The sequence below is a fragment of the Empedobacter falsenii genome (assembly GCF_013488205.1).
Classification (GTDB): Bacteria; Bacteroidota; Bacteroidia; order Flavobacteriales; family Weeksellaceae; genus Empedobacter; species Empedobacter falsenii_C.
This window is the reverse complement of record NZ_CP040908.1, coordinates 2,750,031-2,767,874: the sequence shown is the minus strand read 5'-3', so window position 1 is coordinate 2,767,874 and position 17,844 is coordinate 2,750,031. Positions and strand designations below refer to the sequence as shown.

The window sequence follows — 17,844 nt, the reverse complement described above, 5'->3', positions numbered from 1 at the left end:
TTGTTTGATATAATAAAAAAACCTCAATCAATTGATTGAGGTTTAAAAGTATGAATTTATTTTTTAATAATTTGTCTTTGTCTGTAGGAAAAATAGCCTGCAATTGTTACAGCTGTAACAATTAAAATAGGTGCGTAATCATCAATAGGTGTTGGACCGTTGCCACCTATTCCGTCATTTTCTCTAGCATAAGGAGTTGGTGGGGCTACGTCTGTATTAATTGTTTCATTTGCTCCACTTGTATTGCTAGCAAATAATAAATTTGAAGCAAAAAGTGTTGAAATTATAAGTAACTTGATTATATTCATAATATCTATTGTTAGGTTAGGCTTAATCAACTAAAACTTTTAAACTTTTTGTACTTCCATCATTATAAATAACTTTAATGACATACATACCTTTAGTAGGGAAAGTCAAGTTAGCGTCTGTTTGAGTACTAACTTTTGATTGTGATCCAATTTTAGCACCAGCTAAATTATATATTTCGAAGTCAACTGATGTCTTCGACTTTTCAAATCTTAGTTTATATGAATTAGTATTATATTTATATACTATAGTAGCTTGTGATTTACTTAAATCATCTGTGGCTAATTTATTTGGAGTCTCTTTCCAAAAGAAAGTGAATCTATCAGATAAGTCTTTATCAAAATAAAATTTAATTTCTGTAGAAGAATCAATTTCAGTATATGTTTTGTTTAATTTATCATAAACATAAAACGAGCTCCCATCACTTAAATTTTGAATATTATTTTCGAATATATTATTTTCTTTCAAATTAAATTTTAACTTAATTTCTTTGTCTTTTGAAAGGTCATATAAGTTTAAATGCAATGGTTTAGCTATGTAATCTGTATTAAAAGTATTAACTAATGTTTCTGCATTATAAATAATATCACCATTAGTATCTTCTTCATATAAAGACATTTTAGAGCCGTATCCTTTATTAAAATTAGCACCAGTTTCAAAGTCATTACTTGTAGATAAATATGCTAATTCAGATAGAATATTATCATCTTGATCAACTAATGCAATTTCTAATTGATAGAACTGATTAGAAGATTTAGATAAACTACCACTTGTTGCTGATGCTGATTGATTAAATGTTTTGATATTAGTATCTAAATTAACATTTATGTTTACTAATTTATCATCAGTAGGATTAAATTTTAGTCTAAACATTTCAAATGGTCTAACTAAAACAGCTTCAGCACTACCAGCCCAAACATTATTTGTATAAGTAGCACTTAGATATTGAGTTTGTCCTGTACTATTATTAGAAGAACCTCCATTATTAGTCCAATTATGGGTATAACCTGGAGCTAATTTTATGACCTCAAAATTCTTAGTAGATGAACCACTATTAAAAGTTAACCAATTTGAGACAACTGATAAATCAATATTTGATGTAAATGGATTTCCAAATCTAAACATATTTTTTCCAAATGTTTTAGATGTAAAATCACCATCATTTGTACCTAAATAAGTCCAATACAACTCGTTATATTTATTCGTTAGATTTTTCCAATCAGAGTAAGGTAAAGTAGGAAAAGCAGTATCTGTAGAATTAGGAATAACAGTTGTTAAATTAGAAAAAGTAGCTTTTTCTGGAGCTGGTACACCTCTATAAGTAACCTTTTTATTTCCATCAAAAAAAGTATTTAAACCTGTGTTAGAAATAATATTTAATAAGTAATAGCTACCAGGTTTTAAGGTAGTTCCAGTTACAACAGCATCATTTACAATGTTATGATTATTCCAAATAAATAATGTCATCCAACTACGTTGATTACATAATTGATCAACTTGACAATTTCCTCTAAAATTTGTACCAATAAATGAATTACTAATAGTTTCTACATTTCCTTGATAAGGAATAGACATAGGATATTGTTGAATAGAAGCCGAATTCACTGACTTCTTTTGCATTGTTAATTTGCCTTTAGTAGACGAATTGCTACCATTGATAATAACTTGTCCATAATTATTAAGGGCAGACCAATAGTTTATAAACTCATCTCCTGTAGAACTTGAAGAAGGATTATTGAAATTACCTTGAATTTGAATATTCCCTTGATTACGGACTATGGTATCTGCAGTAACTATTGGTTTATCAGCATTTAAAGTAACATTCCCTCCGTTATAAAACAATGTATTAGCGTTAACTTTAACAATAGCTTTATTACCTATATAAGTATCTTGCGCAGAAGCGCTATATATCGCACCAAGTACGAATAAAGCAAGTAGATTCTTTTTCATAAATTATGTTATTTTGGTAGGTTTTTATTAAAATTAAAAAATAATTTCATTACAAATATAAAAATATTTATTAATAAGTTACTATACAATAGATTATATTATAACTTTTTCTGGTAAATCTTTAATGTTATACATTAAATCAGTAAAGATTTCTTCCGTAACTGCTCGCAATCCTCGAGCTCCTAAACCCAGTTCATTGGCACGGTCTACAATTCTATTTAGGGTTTCGTCCGTCACTACAAGCTCTTTTCCGTCTAGGGCAAAAAGTTTTGTATATTGTTTCATTAGAGAGTTTTTTGGTTCTGTCAAAATAGCTCTCATCGCTTCTTTATCTAATGCTTTAAGATACGTAATAATTGGTAAACGTCCAATTAATTCTGGAATGATACCAAAGTTTTTCAAATCTTGTGCATTTACTTCATCCAAAAGATTTTCGATTTCTTTGTGATCCTCATTCTTGAAACCAATTACGTGTTTCTTCAAACGATCTGCAATGTGTTTTTCTATTCCAGAAAAAGCTCCACCAGCCACAAACAAAATATCTTTTGTATTAACTTCTATAAATTTTTGATCAGGATGCTTACGTCCTCCTTTTGGTGGCACGTTAACAATAGTTCCTTCCAAAATTTTAAGCAAAGCTTGTTGTACACCTTCTCCAGAAACGTCACGTGTAATAGATGGATTGTCACTTTTACGTGCAATTTTATCTACTTCATCAATAAATACGATTCCTTTTTCGGCAAGCTCTACATTATAATCAGCAGATTGTAAAAGACGCGTCAAAATACTTTCTACATCTTCTCCTACATATCCAGCTTCTGTAAGTACAGTTGCATCAACGATTGCAAATGGAACATTCAATAATTTAGCAATTGTTTTTGCTAATAATGTTTTTCCACTTCCTGTTTCTCCAACTAAAATAACGTTAGATTTATCAATCTCTACATCATTTTCTTTGTCTAATAATATTCTTTTGTAATGATTGTATACCGCAACCGACAATATTTTTTTTGCCTGGTCTTGACCAATCACGTAATCATCTAAAAACTCTTTAATTTCTTTCGGAGATTTTAGCGTTAATGGTTTTATTAAATTGTTATTTTCGTTAAATTTCGATTCTTCTAAAACTATACCATGAGCTTGTTCTATGCAATTATCACAAATATTACCGTCGATTCCAGACACTAAAATATTTACTTCGTTTCTGCTTTTTCCGCAAAAAGAGCACTTATTTTCTTCCAATTTTCTATACTTAATTAAGATGCAAAGGTATTTATTTTCTTTTAGATAGAAAATATTTATTTGTTAATTTCTATCAGTATAAATTATGGTAAAATAAAGGATGAAATTATCTTATTTTAGATTATTGTTTTTTATGCTTCATTCTTATTGTTTTACAAATTTTTAAGTATTTGTAAATGAAAAAAGGATACTCAAATTTTTGAGTATCCTTTTTTTGTATTTGTATTGAATTTAAAATTATTTACGAGGTAATAAAACTTCGTCAATCATTCCATATTCTTTTGCTTCTTGTGAAGTCATCCAGTAATCACGTTCACCATCTTTTTCGATTTGCTCGAAAGTTTGACCAGAATGAGTTGCAAGAATATCGTATAATTCTTTTTTCAATTTCAAGATTTCCTTTAATGTAATTTCCATATCAGTAGCTTGTCCTTGAGCACCTCCTAAAGGTTGGTGAATCATCACGCGAGAATGTTTAAGAGCCGAACGTTTTCCTGCTGCACCTGCACATAATAAAACTGCTCCCATAGAAGCTGCCATTCCTGTACAAATTGTTGCAACGTCTGGTTTTACTAACTGCATTGTATCGTAAATTCCTAATCCAGCATAAACACCACCACCTGGTGAGTTAACATAAATCTGAATGTCTTTTGTCGCATCCACACTTTCTAAGAACAATAATTGCGCTTGAATAATATTGGCAATTTGATCATCGATTCCTGTTCCTAAAAAGATGATTCTGTCCATCATCAAACGAGAGAAAACGTCCATTTGTGCAACGTTCAATTTTCTTTCTTCAACGATGTAAGGCGTTGTATTTTGGATGTAGCTATCCATATGTAAAGAGCTAATTCCTTTGTCTAACAGCGCATATTTTTTAAATTCTTCTCCTACGTTTTTCATTATTAAATTTAGATTTTAAATGAAAGGTATAAAGAATTTTTTAGAAGTGATTAAGCTTCTGCTAATTCTTTATTTTTTTCTGTAATAATGTCAACAAACTCGTCAAATGTTACTTCTTTCTCGTTCAATTTTACATTGTTTTTGAAGATGTCTAACATTTTGTCTGTAAACACTTGGTATGATAAACGGTTGTATTCTTCTTGATTCTGTAAAGCAGACATTGCAATTTGTTGTAATGTTTCTTCTGGAATTGAAGTTTGACCGTACATTTTTAATTGATCTTTGATTGCAGCAAAAGCAGCTTCTTTTACTTCCTCAGCATTTACTTCTACATTGTTAACTTCAGCAATTTTAGCTTCGATTAATTGGTAACGTAAACCTTTGTCCATTTTTACCAATTCTTCTTTCGCTTGCTCTTCAGAAGTTACATTTTCGTTAGAAGTGATTAACCATTTTGTTAAAAATTCTGTTGGTAAATCAAATTGAACTGTATCTAATAATTTAGCTACAACATCATTGATAATTTGTTTGTCAGATTCTTTGTTGTACATGTTTTCTGACTCTTCTTTGATTTTGTTACGGAAAGCTTCTTCTGAATCTACAGCTCCTTCTCCATAAACTTTATCAAATAATTCTTGGTTAACTTCTGCTTTTTCAGCTTTGTTAATTTCTTTGATTGTATAAGTAACGTTAGTTCCTTCTTCAGAAACTTCTGTATTCAATTGTTGTGCAGCTTCTTCAGCAGTGTCAAAAATATCGTTAGAATTTACTTCTACAACATCACCAGCTTTTTTACCGATAAATGCAGAAGCATCTTTCAATTCTTCTAAACGGATAAATGTTGGTTTAGCTTCTTGTCCTTCTACAGCAGCTTCTACTTTCAATACAGCTTCAGCTTCAGCTTCAGTTAAAGATTTTAATGATCCAAAACGAGCAGCGAAATTATCTACATATTTTTGGATTTCGTCGTCAGCAACTTTTACTTTGTAGCTGTCAACTTCTACTTTAGATAAATCAACATCAAATTCTGGAGCTAATCCTAATTCGAAATCAAATGATAATTGATCAGCATCCCAATCAACATCTTTCATTACTGGAACTGGATTTCCTAAGATTGATAATTTTTCTGTGTTGATGTATTCAGATACACTTTTTTGTAAAATTTCGTTAACTGTATCAAAAACAACAGCTTGTTCGTATTGTTTTTTTACAAAACTCATTGGAACTTGTCCTTTACGGAAACCTTTGATGTTAGCTGTTTTTCTGTATTGGTTCAATACGTCAACTACTTTTTCTTGATAATCTGCCTTATCAACAGTTACAGTTAATACTGCGTTTAATTTGTCTGTTGTATTTTTAGTAATATTCATCTACCTTAAATTTGGAGTGCAAATGTATAAATTATTAATGATTTTTAATAGTAAAAAGTAATATTACAATCAATTCATTCACTATAAATTAACAATTCGGATCGAATCTTATCAAATACTTGAGATTTTGATTTTAGATGGAATGATTGAATTGATTATTTACTATTTTTCTGAGGTGATATTTTCAACAATTAAGCCATTTGATTTTTACTGACACAATGACATAAAAAAATCCAGAACATTCGTTCTGGATTTTTAATATTTCGAAAATTTAATTTCTTATAATTCTCCGTAATTTGCGTAAGATTCGTCAAAAACAAAATCTTCCATAAACTTAGTTGTGTAATTACCCGCGATAAAATCTGGGTTGTCCATCAACTGTAAGTGGAAAGGAATTGTAGTTTTGATACCTTCGATATAAAATTCTCCTAACGCACGTTTCATTTTTGCAATTGCTTCTTCACGCGTTTGTGCAGTAACAATGATTTTTGCAATCATAGAATCGTAGTTCGGTGGAATAGAATATCCAGCATAACAATGTGTATCTACACGAACACCATTACCACCAGGAATATTAATATTTGTAATTTTACCTGGAGAAGGGCGGAAGTCGTTGTAAGGATCTTCTGCATTGATACGACATTCAATAGAGTGTCCGTTTGGATAATAATTTTGACCAGAGATAGGTTCACCATTCGCTAACATAATTTGTTCGCGAATTAAATCGAAACCTGTTACTTGCTCAGTAATTGGATGCTCTACTTGGATACGAGTATTCATTTCCATAAAGTAAAAATCTCCATGTTTATCTACTAAGAACTCAATTGTTCCAACACCTTCGTAACCGATATATTCACAAGCTTTGATGGCTGCATCTCCCATACGCTCACGTAATTCGTCTGTCATGATTGGAGATGGAGTTTCCTCTGCTAATTTTTGATTACGACGTTGAATAGAACAATCACGCTCTGATAAGTGACAAGCTTTACCATTTTGGTCAGATGCAACTTGAAACTCAATATGACGTGGTTCTTCGATCAATTTTTCCATATACATAGCGTCGTTACCAAAAGCTGCTGCAGCTTCGGCACGAGCAGAATCCCATGCGTGTAATAAATCTTCTTCTTTCCAAATCGCACGCATACCTTTACCACCACCACCGGCAGTAGCTTTTATCATTACAGGGTATTTAATTTCGCGAGCAATTTCTAAAGCTTCTTCATAACTTTCTAATAAACCATCAGATCCTGGTACAACAGGAACTCCAGCTTCTTTCATTGTTGCTTTTGCGTTTGCTTTATCTCCCATACGGTCAATATTGTCAGCAGAAGCTCCAATAAATTTGATTCCGTTAGAAGCACAAATTTTAGAGAAATTAGAATTTTCTGCTAAGAATCCGTATCCTGGGTGAATAGCATCAGCGTCAGTAATTTCTGCTGCTGCAATGATATTAGAGATTTTAAGGTATGAATCTTTACTTGGAGCAGGACCAATACACACAGCTTCGTCTGCGAAACGTACGTGTAAAGATGTCTCGTCAGCTTTAGAGTAAACAGCAACCGTTTTGATTCCCATTTCTTTTGCAGTACGTATAATACGCATTGCAATTTCTCCTCTATTAGCGATTAATATCTTCTTAAACATAATTTTTTAGATATAATTGATTAAGCTGGATCAACTAAGAATAATGGTTGATCGTACTCAACTGGACTAGCGTCGTCCACTAAGATTTTTACAATTTTTCCAGAAACTTCTGATTCGATTTCGTTGAATAATTTCATTGCTTCAACAATACATAAAACTTTACCTGGAGCAATAGCATCACCTACATTAATAAAAGGTTCTTTACCTGGTCCTGCAGAACGGTAGAAAGTACCAATCATAGGAGATTTAACTGTAATTAAATTACTGTTTTCTTCTTCTGTTGATGTAGTAGAGTTATTTGCTGGTGCAGCTGCTGCTTGAGGTGCTGCAACTTGTGCTACAGGAGCTTGTGGTACATAAATTTGTTGAGATGCAACTTGTGCAGGTACGCTTGCTAAAGTTTTGATTTTGATTTCGATGTCATCTTGTTTGATGCTCACTTCAGCAACTTCTGCTTTTGATACGAATCTAATTAAATTTTGAATGTCTTTAATGTCCATATAATGCGGTTTTTTATTTGACCTTTTATGTTTGTTTTCTATAAAACGACTTCAAAGGTATTGAAAAAAAAATAAAAAAAGCTGTTTCTTTTTAGAAACAGCTTCAAAATCTTTCGAAGATTATATTATTCAGTAACTTCTTGTACTTTTTCTAATACTACTTTTCCTTTGTAGTATAATTTTCCGTCAGACCAGTGAGCTCTGTGGTATAAGTGTGCTTCACCTGTTGTTTTATCGATTGCTAATTGTGGAGCTTCGATTTTGTAGTGTGTTCTACGTTTATCTCTTCTTGTTGACGACTGTCTTCTCTTAGGATGTGCCATATCTAACTACTTTTTTTTCTTTATTTCTATAATTTATTTTAATAATAAAAACCAATTAAGGTTTCAAATCTTTCAATTTTGCCCAACGAGGATCAATGTCGTTATTATCGTCATCGTCATCATTGTTGTCTTCATCATTATGCTCGTCTTCTGCATCTTCGTCTAATTCGTAAATGCTGTATTGGTCTAACAATTCAATCATTTCAGAATCGCTTTTGCCATTCAAGACATCGGGATGAATTCGTTTTGTTGGTACTGATAGCATTGCCAATTCATAAAGAACTTGTGCAACATTGATTTGGTATTCTTCTCTTGGAATTACCCACATCTCAAAATCAGTATCGTCAAACTCGTCGCCAAATTTAACAATTAATTCTGCATTATTCGAAATTTCTTGCTGAAACAATTCTCCAGTCAAATCACAAGGAACTGTAATGTCTCCTTTTAAGCTGATTTCTAACTCAAGCATTGTCGATTTTTTATCTAAAATAATTGTTGCAATTAAATTAGGATTGTCAAAATCTTGCTCAATTTCAAATAAATCAAAGAACGATTGTGATAATTCGAATGTAAAATCACTCTTACCAAAAGGCAAGCTTGTAAATACAATATTATAATTTTTTAACTTGTTCATACCACAAAAAGGTGTGCAAAGATAATCTAATTTATTTAAAATTAATAGCTCTTTGCAACTTATTTTAAATTTTTATTCTTTATTATCGCCTTTTTCTAATTTTAGAGGAATATGTTGCAATACATTTTTTGTTAGCTCTTGGTATTCGTTTCGATTTTTATATAATTCGATCGCTGAAAAAATAGCTTCCTTAAATGATTCTTCGTTTGCAATTCCTTTTCCTGCAATGTCGTAAGCCACACCATGATCTGGCGAAGTTCGTACAAATTTTAATCCAGCTGTATAATTAACTCCTTCATCAAAACTAATTGTTTTGAAAGCAACCAATCCTTGATCGTGATACATGGCCAAAACAGCATCAAAAGCGTCTAAATTACTTGGATTGAAAAAACTATCTGCCGAATAAGGTCCAAAAACTAATTGATTTTCGTTAATGCAACGCTCGATAACAGGCGAAATAATTTCTTTTTCTTCTGATCCTAACAGACCATTATCGCCTGCATGAGGATTAAGCCCAAGAACAGCAATTTTAGGCTTGCTGATAGCGTAATCTTCAATCAAACTTTTATGAATTTGTTGAATTTTTGCATAAACAGATTTTGAATTAATTTGTTTTGCAACTTCGCTAATCGGGATATGTTGCGTGACTAAACCAACTCTCAATTTCTCTGAAACTAAGAACATCAAAGGTTTTCCTCCCCAAACTTCTCCTAAATATTCGGTATGACCTGGGAAATGAAATTCTTCGGACTGAATGTTATCTTTATTAATTGGAGCCGTTACCAAAACATCTGTAAAACCATCTGAAACAGATTTTGCAGCCGCTTTTAATGATTGATAAGCGTGTTCACCAGCTTCTTTGGTTACTTTACCATAGTGTACATCAATTTGATCTTTCCAAAGATTAACCACATTGATCTTTCCGTCTACAATTTGATTTGCATCTTGAATACCTTGAAAATTGATTCGGTCAAATTTTAAACGATCTTTTTGATACGATAATAATTTGGTTGAACCGAAAATAACAGGTGTAAAAAACTCAGTTATTTCTTTTTCTTGTAAGGTTTTTAAGATAACCTCAATTCCGATTCCGTTATAATCACCAATCGAAATGGCAACTCTAATTTTTCTATCTTTTTCAGACATAATTTTAGTTTAATATGATTGGCTGGACGGTTTGTATTTTTTGAAAAACTTCTTGTAAATCAAATCTACAATTAAACCTCCAATCCATGATGAAAAGAATAAAACTGGACAGATCGCAATTTCGTACCAAGTTGGGTGATAAGGCGTGATAAGAACGTCGCCTAAAGCAACGATTAACACAATAAAACCTACAAACATCGTGTAAGCTTGTTTAGCTCTTCTTACGATAAGTGCTGTTATGACACCTCCAACTAAAGCTGCAATTCCACTAATTGCTAGCATTGATCCAAAAAATTGAACTTCGAATTTTTTCCCTTCTTGGTGCGAAAAATATTTGATGATGTGTCTCCATTCCGGAAAAACTTTGTCGTCCCATCCTAATCTATCCGCGTTGTATATAAGACCAAATTGTATGATAGCATAGATAACAGCTAATCCTACTATTACAGCAATTGTGTTTCTTAATACAGTTTTGTCTTTTAGCATAATATTTTATTAGTCTGCAATGGCGATTACAGAAATTTCAACATTTACGTCGCGTGGTAAACGAGCAACTTCTACACATTCGCGTGCAGGATAATTTTCATCATTAAAATAAGAAGCATAAACTTCGTTAACTGCATTGAAATCATTTAAATCCTTAACGAAAATTGTTGTTTTTACAACTTGGTCAATTGTTGTTCCGCCCGCTTCTAAAATTGCAATTACATTTTTCATCACTTGATGAACTTCATCTTGAATACCTGTTGTAACCAATTCATTTTTTTCTACATTAAAAGGAATTTGTCCTGATGTGTAAATAAATCCGTTGTATTTTACACCTTGTGAATAAGGTCCAATTGCTTGAGGTGCTTTTTCTGTATGAACGATTTGTTTTTTCATATTAATATTTTTTTAGTAATTAAGTCTTGATCTATCGTTGTATTTTAAATCTTGTAAGATTGATGCTTTGATTCCGATAAAGAAATCATAACTTTTATATGTTCCCATTGGTGTCCAGTTGAATGATAAGGTAAAGCTTCGTAAATCTCTTTCAAAACCAAAACGTACATAAGTAATTTCACTTTTGATGAAATCGTAAGTTGCATTTGCTGAAATTGCCCAATATGGTGTTGGCGAAATTTTACCATTCATTGCAATAGAGCCTGTGCTACTTCCTTTTCGTTCTGTTCCTTTGCTATAATTATAACTTAAATTAGCTGTTAAACTCCAAGGAATAGCAAATTGAGCATAATTGTCGCTGTCATAATAGAAATTTTCATCACGAACTGTTCCACGCTTTTTATAGTTCTTGGCATCGAAACGTTTTCCACCAAATGTACTATTGTCAAAAGTATAACCAGTTCCTAATGTCATATTCGAAATACGAAGATTTCCTAAGCCAAGTTCATCAATGTATTGAGCAACTTCACTTCCTTCAGCATTAATGTAACGTTGAATTTTATATGGATTAACAGTTGATGAGAATTGTACATTAACTTTTCTATCAAACAAAGATGTCATTCCATTAATACTAATTGGAGAAAGTTTAAATTCATCCGCAGAGAAATTATAAGATGAACTCAAACGTAAATATTCAAAAATCTTCACTTTTTTGAAACCTTTCGGATCATTTGAATCTTTGATTTTCATCTCCAAGTTATTCGAAAGCCCAAAGTTTAATGAATTTGTTAAACCAGGAATTGATACACCATATAACATGTTTTGATATTGGTTGTACCAAACTTCTTCTTGATTTTGGTTTTGATACGCTTTATAATATCCCCAAGATTGACTTTGGAAATCTGGTGTATAACTATAACCAATAGATGGTGTAATTACGTGCTGAATTCCTAAAATCTTAGCATCTTTATTTGGATTAAGATATAATCCATAAATATTTGTTGAAACAGAAGCATTGAAATTAAATGTTCGATAAGAATTGAATCCTTTCAATGTTGTGTCTTCTACTTTTCCGTTAACAGAATTGTAATTTTTAATCAAACGATTATCACCCCAAACTTCATTATAGTCAGAAGAAAGTGTTAATGGGAAATAATTAGCAAGTGTAATACCTGTTTGCAAACCAATTTTGTGATTGGCTCCCATTCGCATTTGATCTTTCCACATTTTGTCTGTAAAAATATCTTTGTCGTTGGTGTTAACTTCATTTCCTGCTTGCATACTATACGTTAAACCAAGATTTTGAATTAAACCTTCTTTTGGCATATTTTTCTTTGCAAAAGGGAAAATACGAGACATTGTCAAATTGAAACGAGGAAATGCAATGTTAATATCTCCAGTATTATAGTTTTGAGAGTGCGACATACTCAATTGAGCTGTTAGAGGTGCATTCTCAAAGTTTTTTGTTAAGTTGATAGACGAGTTGACGTTGTTTGTAAAAACTTGTCCAGTATTGATGTATTGATTTCGTACAGATTCACGGTAATATTTCGAACTCGAAAAGTTAACATTGGCATTGAATAACCAATATGGATTTGCTTTTGGGTCTTGGCTATGCGACCACATTACACCAAACATATTTTGTTTAGAAAACGCATTAGAACCTTCTGTAAGACCTTTGATACCAGTTAAGCGATTTTCTACATTGGCTGCAAGTCGTCCATTGTATTTATAACGTTTTTTATAGGTAGACTCGGCTCTAGCAGCCCAACTACCTTTTGTATAAACATCCCCCGAAAGTTTTAAATCAAAATTATCTCCAAATGGAACATAAAATCCTAAATCTTCGATAAAGAAACCAAGATTTGTACGTTCACCTGGGCGAGGCATCAAAATACCTGCGGCACGTTTTGCACCCATCGCTGGTATGTAACCAAATGGTAATGCTAAGGGTGTCGGTACGTCATAAATCCACATATTGATAGGTCCGGTAATCAATGTTTTCTTACCATTTTTATCAATCATTTTTCCTTCTTTGGCACGAAGAAAATAATCTGGTCGAGTATCTTTTCCTTCTTTAAAATAAGTATCCGTTGTAAAATCGGCACGTTTTAATAACATTACCGAATCATTGACACGTTTCGCTTTATCAGCAATGATGATTCCATCTTCTTGCGTCATGCGAATGTTATACGCAATTCCAACTTTCGTTTTGAAATTTACTTTGAAAGCATCTTGCAAAATTTCTTGTTGACCTTGTGTAAACTTAGTTTTTTCAATAATATTCCCAATAGAATCGCGCTTACCTTCGGCATATACATCACCTGTATCCCAATTTAGTTCGATATAATCTGCATCAATAGTCATATCGCCGTAAACTACATGTGCCTTACGCAAAAGGTAAGTCATACGTTTTTTACGATTATGTATTTCGTCCTCGGAATTGTGCTCTACCACAAACTCTAATTTCTCTTTTACAGGGATAATAGTATCTAATTTTACTGAATCAGAAACTATCTTAGAGTGATCTTTATCGTTATTATTTTGCTTAACTTGTCCAAAAGAAACGGTGCAAACCATAACTGGACTAAAAAATAAAATCGATTTAATTGCCTTTGTAAACAAATTGAAAAACTTATTTTTTATAAATTGCGTCAAAATTAATCAAAAAAACAAACCTATAGTATGAGTTTAAAAATGATTAACATACAAAAGTATTTATTTTTTGCGATGATGATGGTATTTTCTACATTTTCATTTGCACAAAAAAAGCAAAATTTTGTAATTGTTATTGATGCTGGTCATGGTGGACATGATGCTGGAGCAAGGGGAGTCGCTGATTATGAAAAGAATATCACGTTAGATGTTTCGAAAAGATTGGCGGAATTAATTAAGAAAAATCACAAAGATGTTAAAGTTGTTTTAACACGTGACACAGATATTTTTTTAGAATTATGGGAACGTACACGAATTTCAAATGATAATCATGCGAATTTATTTGTCTCGATTCACTGTAATTCGGCTGATAACAAAAGCGCAACAGGAACAGAAACATTTGTAATGGGATTGAAAAGATCTAACGAAACAGATGAGGTTTCTAAACGTGAAAACTCGGTTGTGTTTTTAGAGAAAGATCAAGAACGTTACGAAAAATTTAATCCAAATGATCCAGAAGCAGTTATCGCTTTCGAGATTATGAATGCAGCTTACAAAGAGCAATCTATTCGTTTTGCAGATTTGGTAGAAAAAGGTTTCGTGAATCGTGATTTCAGAAAAAGTAGAGGTGTTAAACAAGCAAATTTTCACGTATTGAGAGGAAATGCTTCGCCTTCAGTTTTGGTTGAGTTAGGTTTTATTTCGAATTATGATGAAGGAACTTTTTTAGCATCAGACGAAGGAAAAGATAAAACGACGACTACAATTTATGAAGCTTTTAAACAATTCAAAAAAGAATATGATCGTAGAAGTGGAGTAGAGGACGAGGACGAAAAACCTAAACCAGTTAAAAAAGTTGAAAAACCTGTAGAAGGAAAAAAATTGAAGGTAAGGGTAATGGAATCTAAAATGAAATTCTCTTCAACTTCACCTCAATTAAGAGGTTTAACAGATTTAGATGTGATTCAGGAAGGTGATAATTACGTCTATTATTACGGGGAAACAGATTTGCAATCTCGTGCAGATGATTTGTTGCAAACGGTAAAACGTAAAGGATTTTCTGGTGCTAAAATTGTGGAATTTGAAACGAATAAAAAATTAAAAGGCGGTAAAAATTATCGTGTTCAGTTTATGACATCAAATAAAAAATATAAAGACAAAGACGAAAAGTTTAATGGATTGACAAATGTGTTGCGAGTAAAAGAAGGTGGACTTCAGAAATATTATTATGGTTCTGATAAAACAATGGAATCTGCTCAAAAAACATTGAAACAAGTACAAGACAAAGGTTTTAGAAACGCCTTTATCGTTACATTTAATGGCGAAGAACCAATGTAAACGTAATATAAAATGTTTCTTTACAAATTAAATTTTATTTTTGCATAAAATCATAACAAGTGAAGTTATCTAAAGAATTAAAAATAGGAGTTGTTACCATCTTAACCTTAGTAGGTTTTTTCATGCTATTCAATTTCTTAAAAGGTCAAAATATTTTTTCATCAGGACGTTTGTTTACAGTAAAATACGAAAATGTAAGCGGATTAGCTCCTTCTAAACCTGTTTCTGTAAACGGTTTGAGAGTTGGTCAGGTGAAAGAAATTAAAATTATAGATACTGCAAAACCTATCTATTTTGAAGTCGTGATTTCTGTCGAAAAAGATATTCAATTTTCGAAAAAAACAATTGCAGAAATTTACGAACCAGGAATTATGTCTGGACCAGAAGTTAGACTTTTATTAGACTATGGACCAGATGTAGCAAAAGATGGTGATTATTTACAAGGTCGTATTGCAGGCGGAATGTTAGATGGTTTGACGAAACAATTAACACCAACTCAAGCAAAATTAGATAGTGTTTTATTAAGTTTTAATCAAACATTAGGAAGCGTAAATAACGTATTAGATCCGTCAACTCAACAAGATATTAAAGCAATGTTGAGAAACTTGAATCATACAATTGATTCGTTCGACAAAACAGCGCAATCGTTGACTGCAACATCAAATAGTGCAAATAATTTGATCAAAACAAACGAGAAAACATTGAACACTACGCTTAATAATGCAAGTGCTACAATGGCTTCTGCAAAAGCTACGGTTGACAAATTTGGAAAAACTGCGGATAAATTAAATGCGTTAGAATTAGATCAAGTGATTAAGAATTTCGAAAATGCATCTAAAAACTTAAATACATTGTTAGAAGATATGAACAATGGAAAAGGTTCTTTAGGAAAATTAGCAAAAGACGAAACACTTGCTAACGAGCTTGAAGCAACAATCAAAAATATGAATGAATTGGTAACTGACTTAAAGAAAAACCCAAGTCGTTATGTTAATATTTCTGTTTTTGGTAAAAAGCAACCAGTTCAGCCATAAGATCAAAACTAAAATTAAATACTCAAAACTCACAAAAAGACTAATAAAAAATGATGAAGTACATTCCAAATGTAATCTTTCTTCTAATTATGATAGGAAGTATTTGGTTCTTTGCACAAAACGTAAAGAAGCTTATACGTAACATCAAATTAGGAAAAGAAATCGATCGTTTCGATCATCCTGCGGAAAGGTGGAAAACGATGGCTCGTGTAGCTTTAGGACAAGGTAAAATGACTGTTCGTCCTCTTGCTGGTATTCTACATATCTTTGTTTATGTAGGATTTGTTTTAATCAATATCGAAGTATTAGAAATTATCATCGATGGTGTATTCGGAACACACCGTATTCTAAGTTTCTTAGGAGGTTTCTATAACGGAATGATTGGATTTTTCGAAATTTTAGCCTTTTTGGTGATGGTTTCGTGTATCATTTTCTTCTGTAGAAGAAACTTTGTGAAAGTTGGGCGTTTCTGGAAACCAGAAATGAAAGGCTGGGCAAAAGACGATGCTAATTATATCCTAATTATGGAGGTTGCATTTATGTTGGCTTTGTTTACAATGAACGGTGCAGATCAAGTGTTACAAAAAATGGGTGCAACTCATTATATCGAAACAGGATCTTTTCCAATTTCATCTTGGTTAACAGCGCCAATTATTAGTCAATTTAATGACATTACATTTATTACAATTATAGAAAGAGCAGCTTGGTGGTTTCACATTATTGGAATTTTCTTTTTCTTAAATTATTTATATTATTCAAAACATTTACACATCATTTTGGCTTTTCCAAACACATGGTTTTCTAAGTTAGAACCAAAAGGAGAATTCAATAATTTACAATCTGTAACAGATGAGGTAAAAATGATGATGGATCCAAATGCAGATCCTTACGCAGTACCTGCCGAACCACAGGGAGAGCCAGAAACATTTGGAGCAAAAGATATTTTTGATTTAAATAGAGTACAATTACTTAATGCCTACACATGTACGGAGTGTGGACGTTGTACATCTGAATGTCCAGCTAATACAACAGGAAAAAAATTATCTCCTCGTAAAATTATGATGGATACTCGTGATCGTTTAGAAGAAGTAAGTAAAAACATCGATACAAACGGAAGTTTTGTAGATGATGGTAAAACGCTTTTAAATGATTATATTACACCAGAGGAATTGTGGGCTTGTAACACATGTAATGCTTGTACACAAGCTTGTCCAGTAAATATCGATCCATTATCAATTATTGTTGATTTACGTCGTTATTTGGTAATGGAACAATCTGCTGCGCCAAATGAGTTGAACATGATGATGACAAACATCGAAAACAATGGAGCACCTTGGCAATTTAACACAGCAGATAGATTGAATTGGGCAAACGATTAAAATTGTAAAATACAATTACTCATTCTCAAAGAACTATTAATTTTTATACATAACACACAAACACAACACACATGGAAAATTTCTTAGAGGAAAAAATTGAAAACGGAGAAAGAGTAAGTCCTATTTTACCAGAAAATGTTAAGAATTATTTAATTGACATTGATGGAACAATTTGCGATGATATTCCTAACGAAGAACCAGAACGTATGCTAACAGCGGAGTTATATCCTGATGCTTTAGAAACGTTAAACAAATGGTACGACGAAGGACATATTATCACATTTTTTACATCACGTACAGAAGAACATCGTGAGTACACAGAAATTTGGTTGAAAAAACATGGTTTCAAATATCATGGACTTTTAATGGGAAAACCTCGTGGAGGAAATTATCATTGGGTAGACAACCATTTAGTAAAAGCGACACGATACAATGGTAAATTTACAGATTTGGTAGAAAAAAATGTTTCGATTCAAGTTTTTGATGATGGAAAACATTAAACCAAATCCATTCAAATAACACAAAGACTACAAAAAAA

Annotated in this window: 17 protein-coding genes; 4 read left to right on the top strand and 13 right to left on the bottom strand. The window is 32.0% G+C overall.

Features of this window, described 5'->3' with window-relative positions; translation table 11 throughout:
- Nucleotides 1-56: 56 nt before the first annotated feature.
- The 13 genes from FH779_RS12970 to FH779_RS12910 all read right to left on the bottom strand — a co-directional run bounded on the left by FH779_RS12970 (nt 57) and on the right by FH779_RS12910 (nt 13,558).
- Nucleotides 57-308, bottom strand: coding sequence for a hypothetical protein (locus FH779_RS12970; protein ID WP_180905005.1), 252 nt, complete (start codon nt 306-308; stop codon nt 57-59).
- Between the two features lie 22 nt (nt 309-330).
- On the bottom strand, nt 331-2,256 hold the full coding sequence (locus tag FH779_RS12965) for a T9SS type A sorting domain-containing protein (RefSeq protein WP_180905004.1): 1,926 nt from the start codon (nt 2,254-2,256) through the stop codon (nt 331-333).
- A 93-nt stretch (nt 2,257-2,349) separates the two neighbouring features.
- A complete protein-coding gene (gene clpX / locus FH779_RS12960; protein ID WP_180905003.1) occupies nt 2,350-3,498 on the bottom strand; it encodes an ATP-dependent Clp protease ATP-binding subunit ClpX in 1,149 nt (382 codons plus the stop codon).
- 237 nt (nt 3,499-3,735) lie between these two features.
- Entirely contained in the window at nt 3,736-4,401 is a 666-nt protein-coding gene (gene clpP, locus FH779_RS12955; RefSeq protein ID WP_180905002.1) for an ATP-dependent Clp endopeptidase proteolytic subunit ClpP, read from the bottom strand.
- Between the two features lie 50 nt (nt 4,402-4,451).
- Complete coding sequence (locus tag FH779_RS12950; RefSeq protein ID WP_180905001.1) at nt 4,452-5,771, bottom strand: trigger factor; 1,320 nt, start codon at nt 5,769-5,771, stop codon at nt 4,452-4,454.
- 279 nt (nt 5,772-6,050) lie between these two features.
- Nucleotides 6,051-7,415, bottom strand: a complete 1,365-nt coding sequence (accC, locus tag FH779_RS12945; protein ID WP_180905000.1) for an acetyl-CoA carboxylase biotin carboxylase subunit — start codon at nt 7,413-7,415, stop codon at nt 6,051-6,053.
- A gap of 20 nt (nt 7,416-7,435) precedes the next feature.
- Nucleotides 7,436-7,915: an acetyl-CoA carboxylase biotin carboxyl carrier protein gene (gene accB / locus FH779_RS12940; RefSeq protein ID WP_180904999.1), complete on the bottom strand. Its 480-nt coding sequence runs from the start codon at nt 7,913-7,915 to the stop codon at nt 7,436-7,438.
- Between the two features lie 125 nt (nt 7,916-8,040).
- Nucleotides 8,041-8,238, bottom strand: coding sequence for a 50S ribosomal protein L32 (gene rpmF, locus FH779_RS12935; protein ID WP_019975824.1), 198 nt, complete (start codon nt 8,236-8,238; stop codon nt 8,041-8,043).
- A 55-nt stretch (nt 8,239-8,293) separates the two neighbouring features.
- Complete coding sequence (locus FH779_RS12930; protein WP_180904998.1) at nt 8,294-8,872, bottom strand: YceD family protein; 579 nt, start codon at nt 8,870-8,872, stop codon at nt 8,294-8,296.
- Between the two features lie 72 nt (nt 8,873-8,944).
- The gene (gene pdxA / locus FH779_RS12925) at nt 8,945-10,018 is read right to left on the bottom strand and encodes a 4-hydroxythreonine-4-phosphate dehydrogenase PdxA (protein ID WP_180904997.1); all 1,074 of its coding nucleotides are present in this window, start codon (nt 10,016-10,018) and stop codon (nt 8,945-8,947) included.
- Between the two features lie 9 nt (nt 10,019-10,027).
- On the bottom strand, nt 10,028-10,504 hold the full coding sequence (locus FH779_RS12920; protein WP_180904996.1) for a hypothetical protein: 477 nt from the start codon (nt 10,502-10,504) through the stop codon (nt 10,028-10,030).
- A 9-nt stretch (nt 10,505-10,513) separates the two neighbouring features.
- Nucleotides 10,514-10,900, bottom strand: coding sequence for a RidA family protein (locus FH779_RS12915; protein WP_125348731.1), 387 nt, complete (start codon nt 10,898-10,900; stop codon nt 10,514-10,516).
- 12 nt (nt 10,901-10,912) lie between these two features.
- Nucleotides 10,913-13,558, bottom strand: a complete 2,646-nt coding sequence (locus tag FH779_RS12910) for a putative LPS assembly protein LptD (RefSeq protein WP_244957961.1) — start codon at nt 13,556-13,558, stop codon at nt 10,913-10,915.
- A 39-nt stretch (nt 13,559-13,597) separates the two neighbouring features.
- Between FH779_RS12910 and FH779_RS12905 the strand changes: the two genes are divergently transcribed.
- The 4 genes from FH779_RS12905 to FH779_RS12890 all read left to right on the top strand — a co-directional run bounded on the left by FH779_RS12905 (nt 13,598) and on the right by FH779_RS12890 (nt 17,806).
- Entirely contained in the window at nt 13,598-14,893 is a 1,296-nt protein-coding gene (locus FH779_RS12905) for an N-acetylmuramoyl-L-alanine amidase family protein (RefSeq protein ID WP_244957960.1), read from the top strand.
- A gap of 59 nt (nt 14,894-14,952) precedes the next feature.
- Entirely contained in the window at nt 14,953-15,927 is a 975-nt protein-coding gene (locus FH779_RS12900; protein WP_038332017.1) for an MlaD family protein, read from the top strand.
- A 53-nt stretch (nt 15,928-15,980) separates the two neighbouring features.
- Entirely contained in the window at nt 15,981-17,306 is a 1,326-nt protein-coding gene (locus FH779_RS12895) for a (Fe-S)-binding protein (RefSeq protein WP_180906857.1), read from the top strand.
- Nucleotides 17,307-17,377: 71 nt separating this feature from the next.
- Nucleotides 17,378-17,806, top strand: coding sequence for an LNS2 domain-containing protein (locus FH779_RS12890; RefSeq protein ID WP_125348737.1), 429 nt, complete (start codon nt 17,378-17,380; stop codon nt 17,804-17,806).
- Nucleotides 17,807-17,844: the final 38 nt, after the last annotated feature.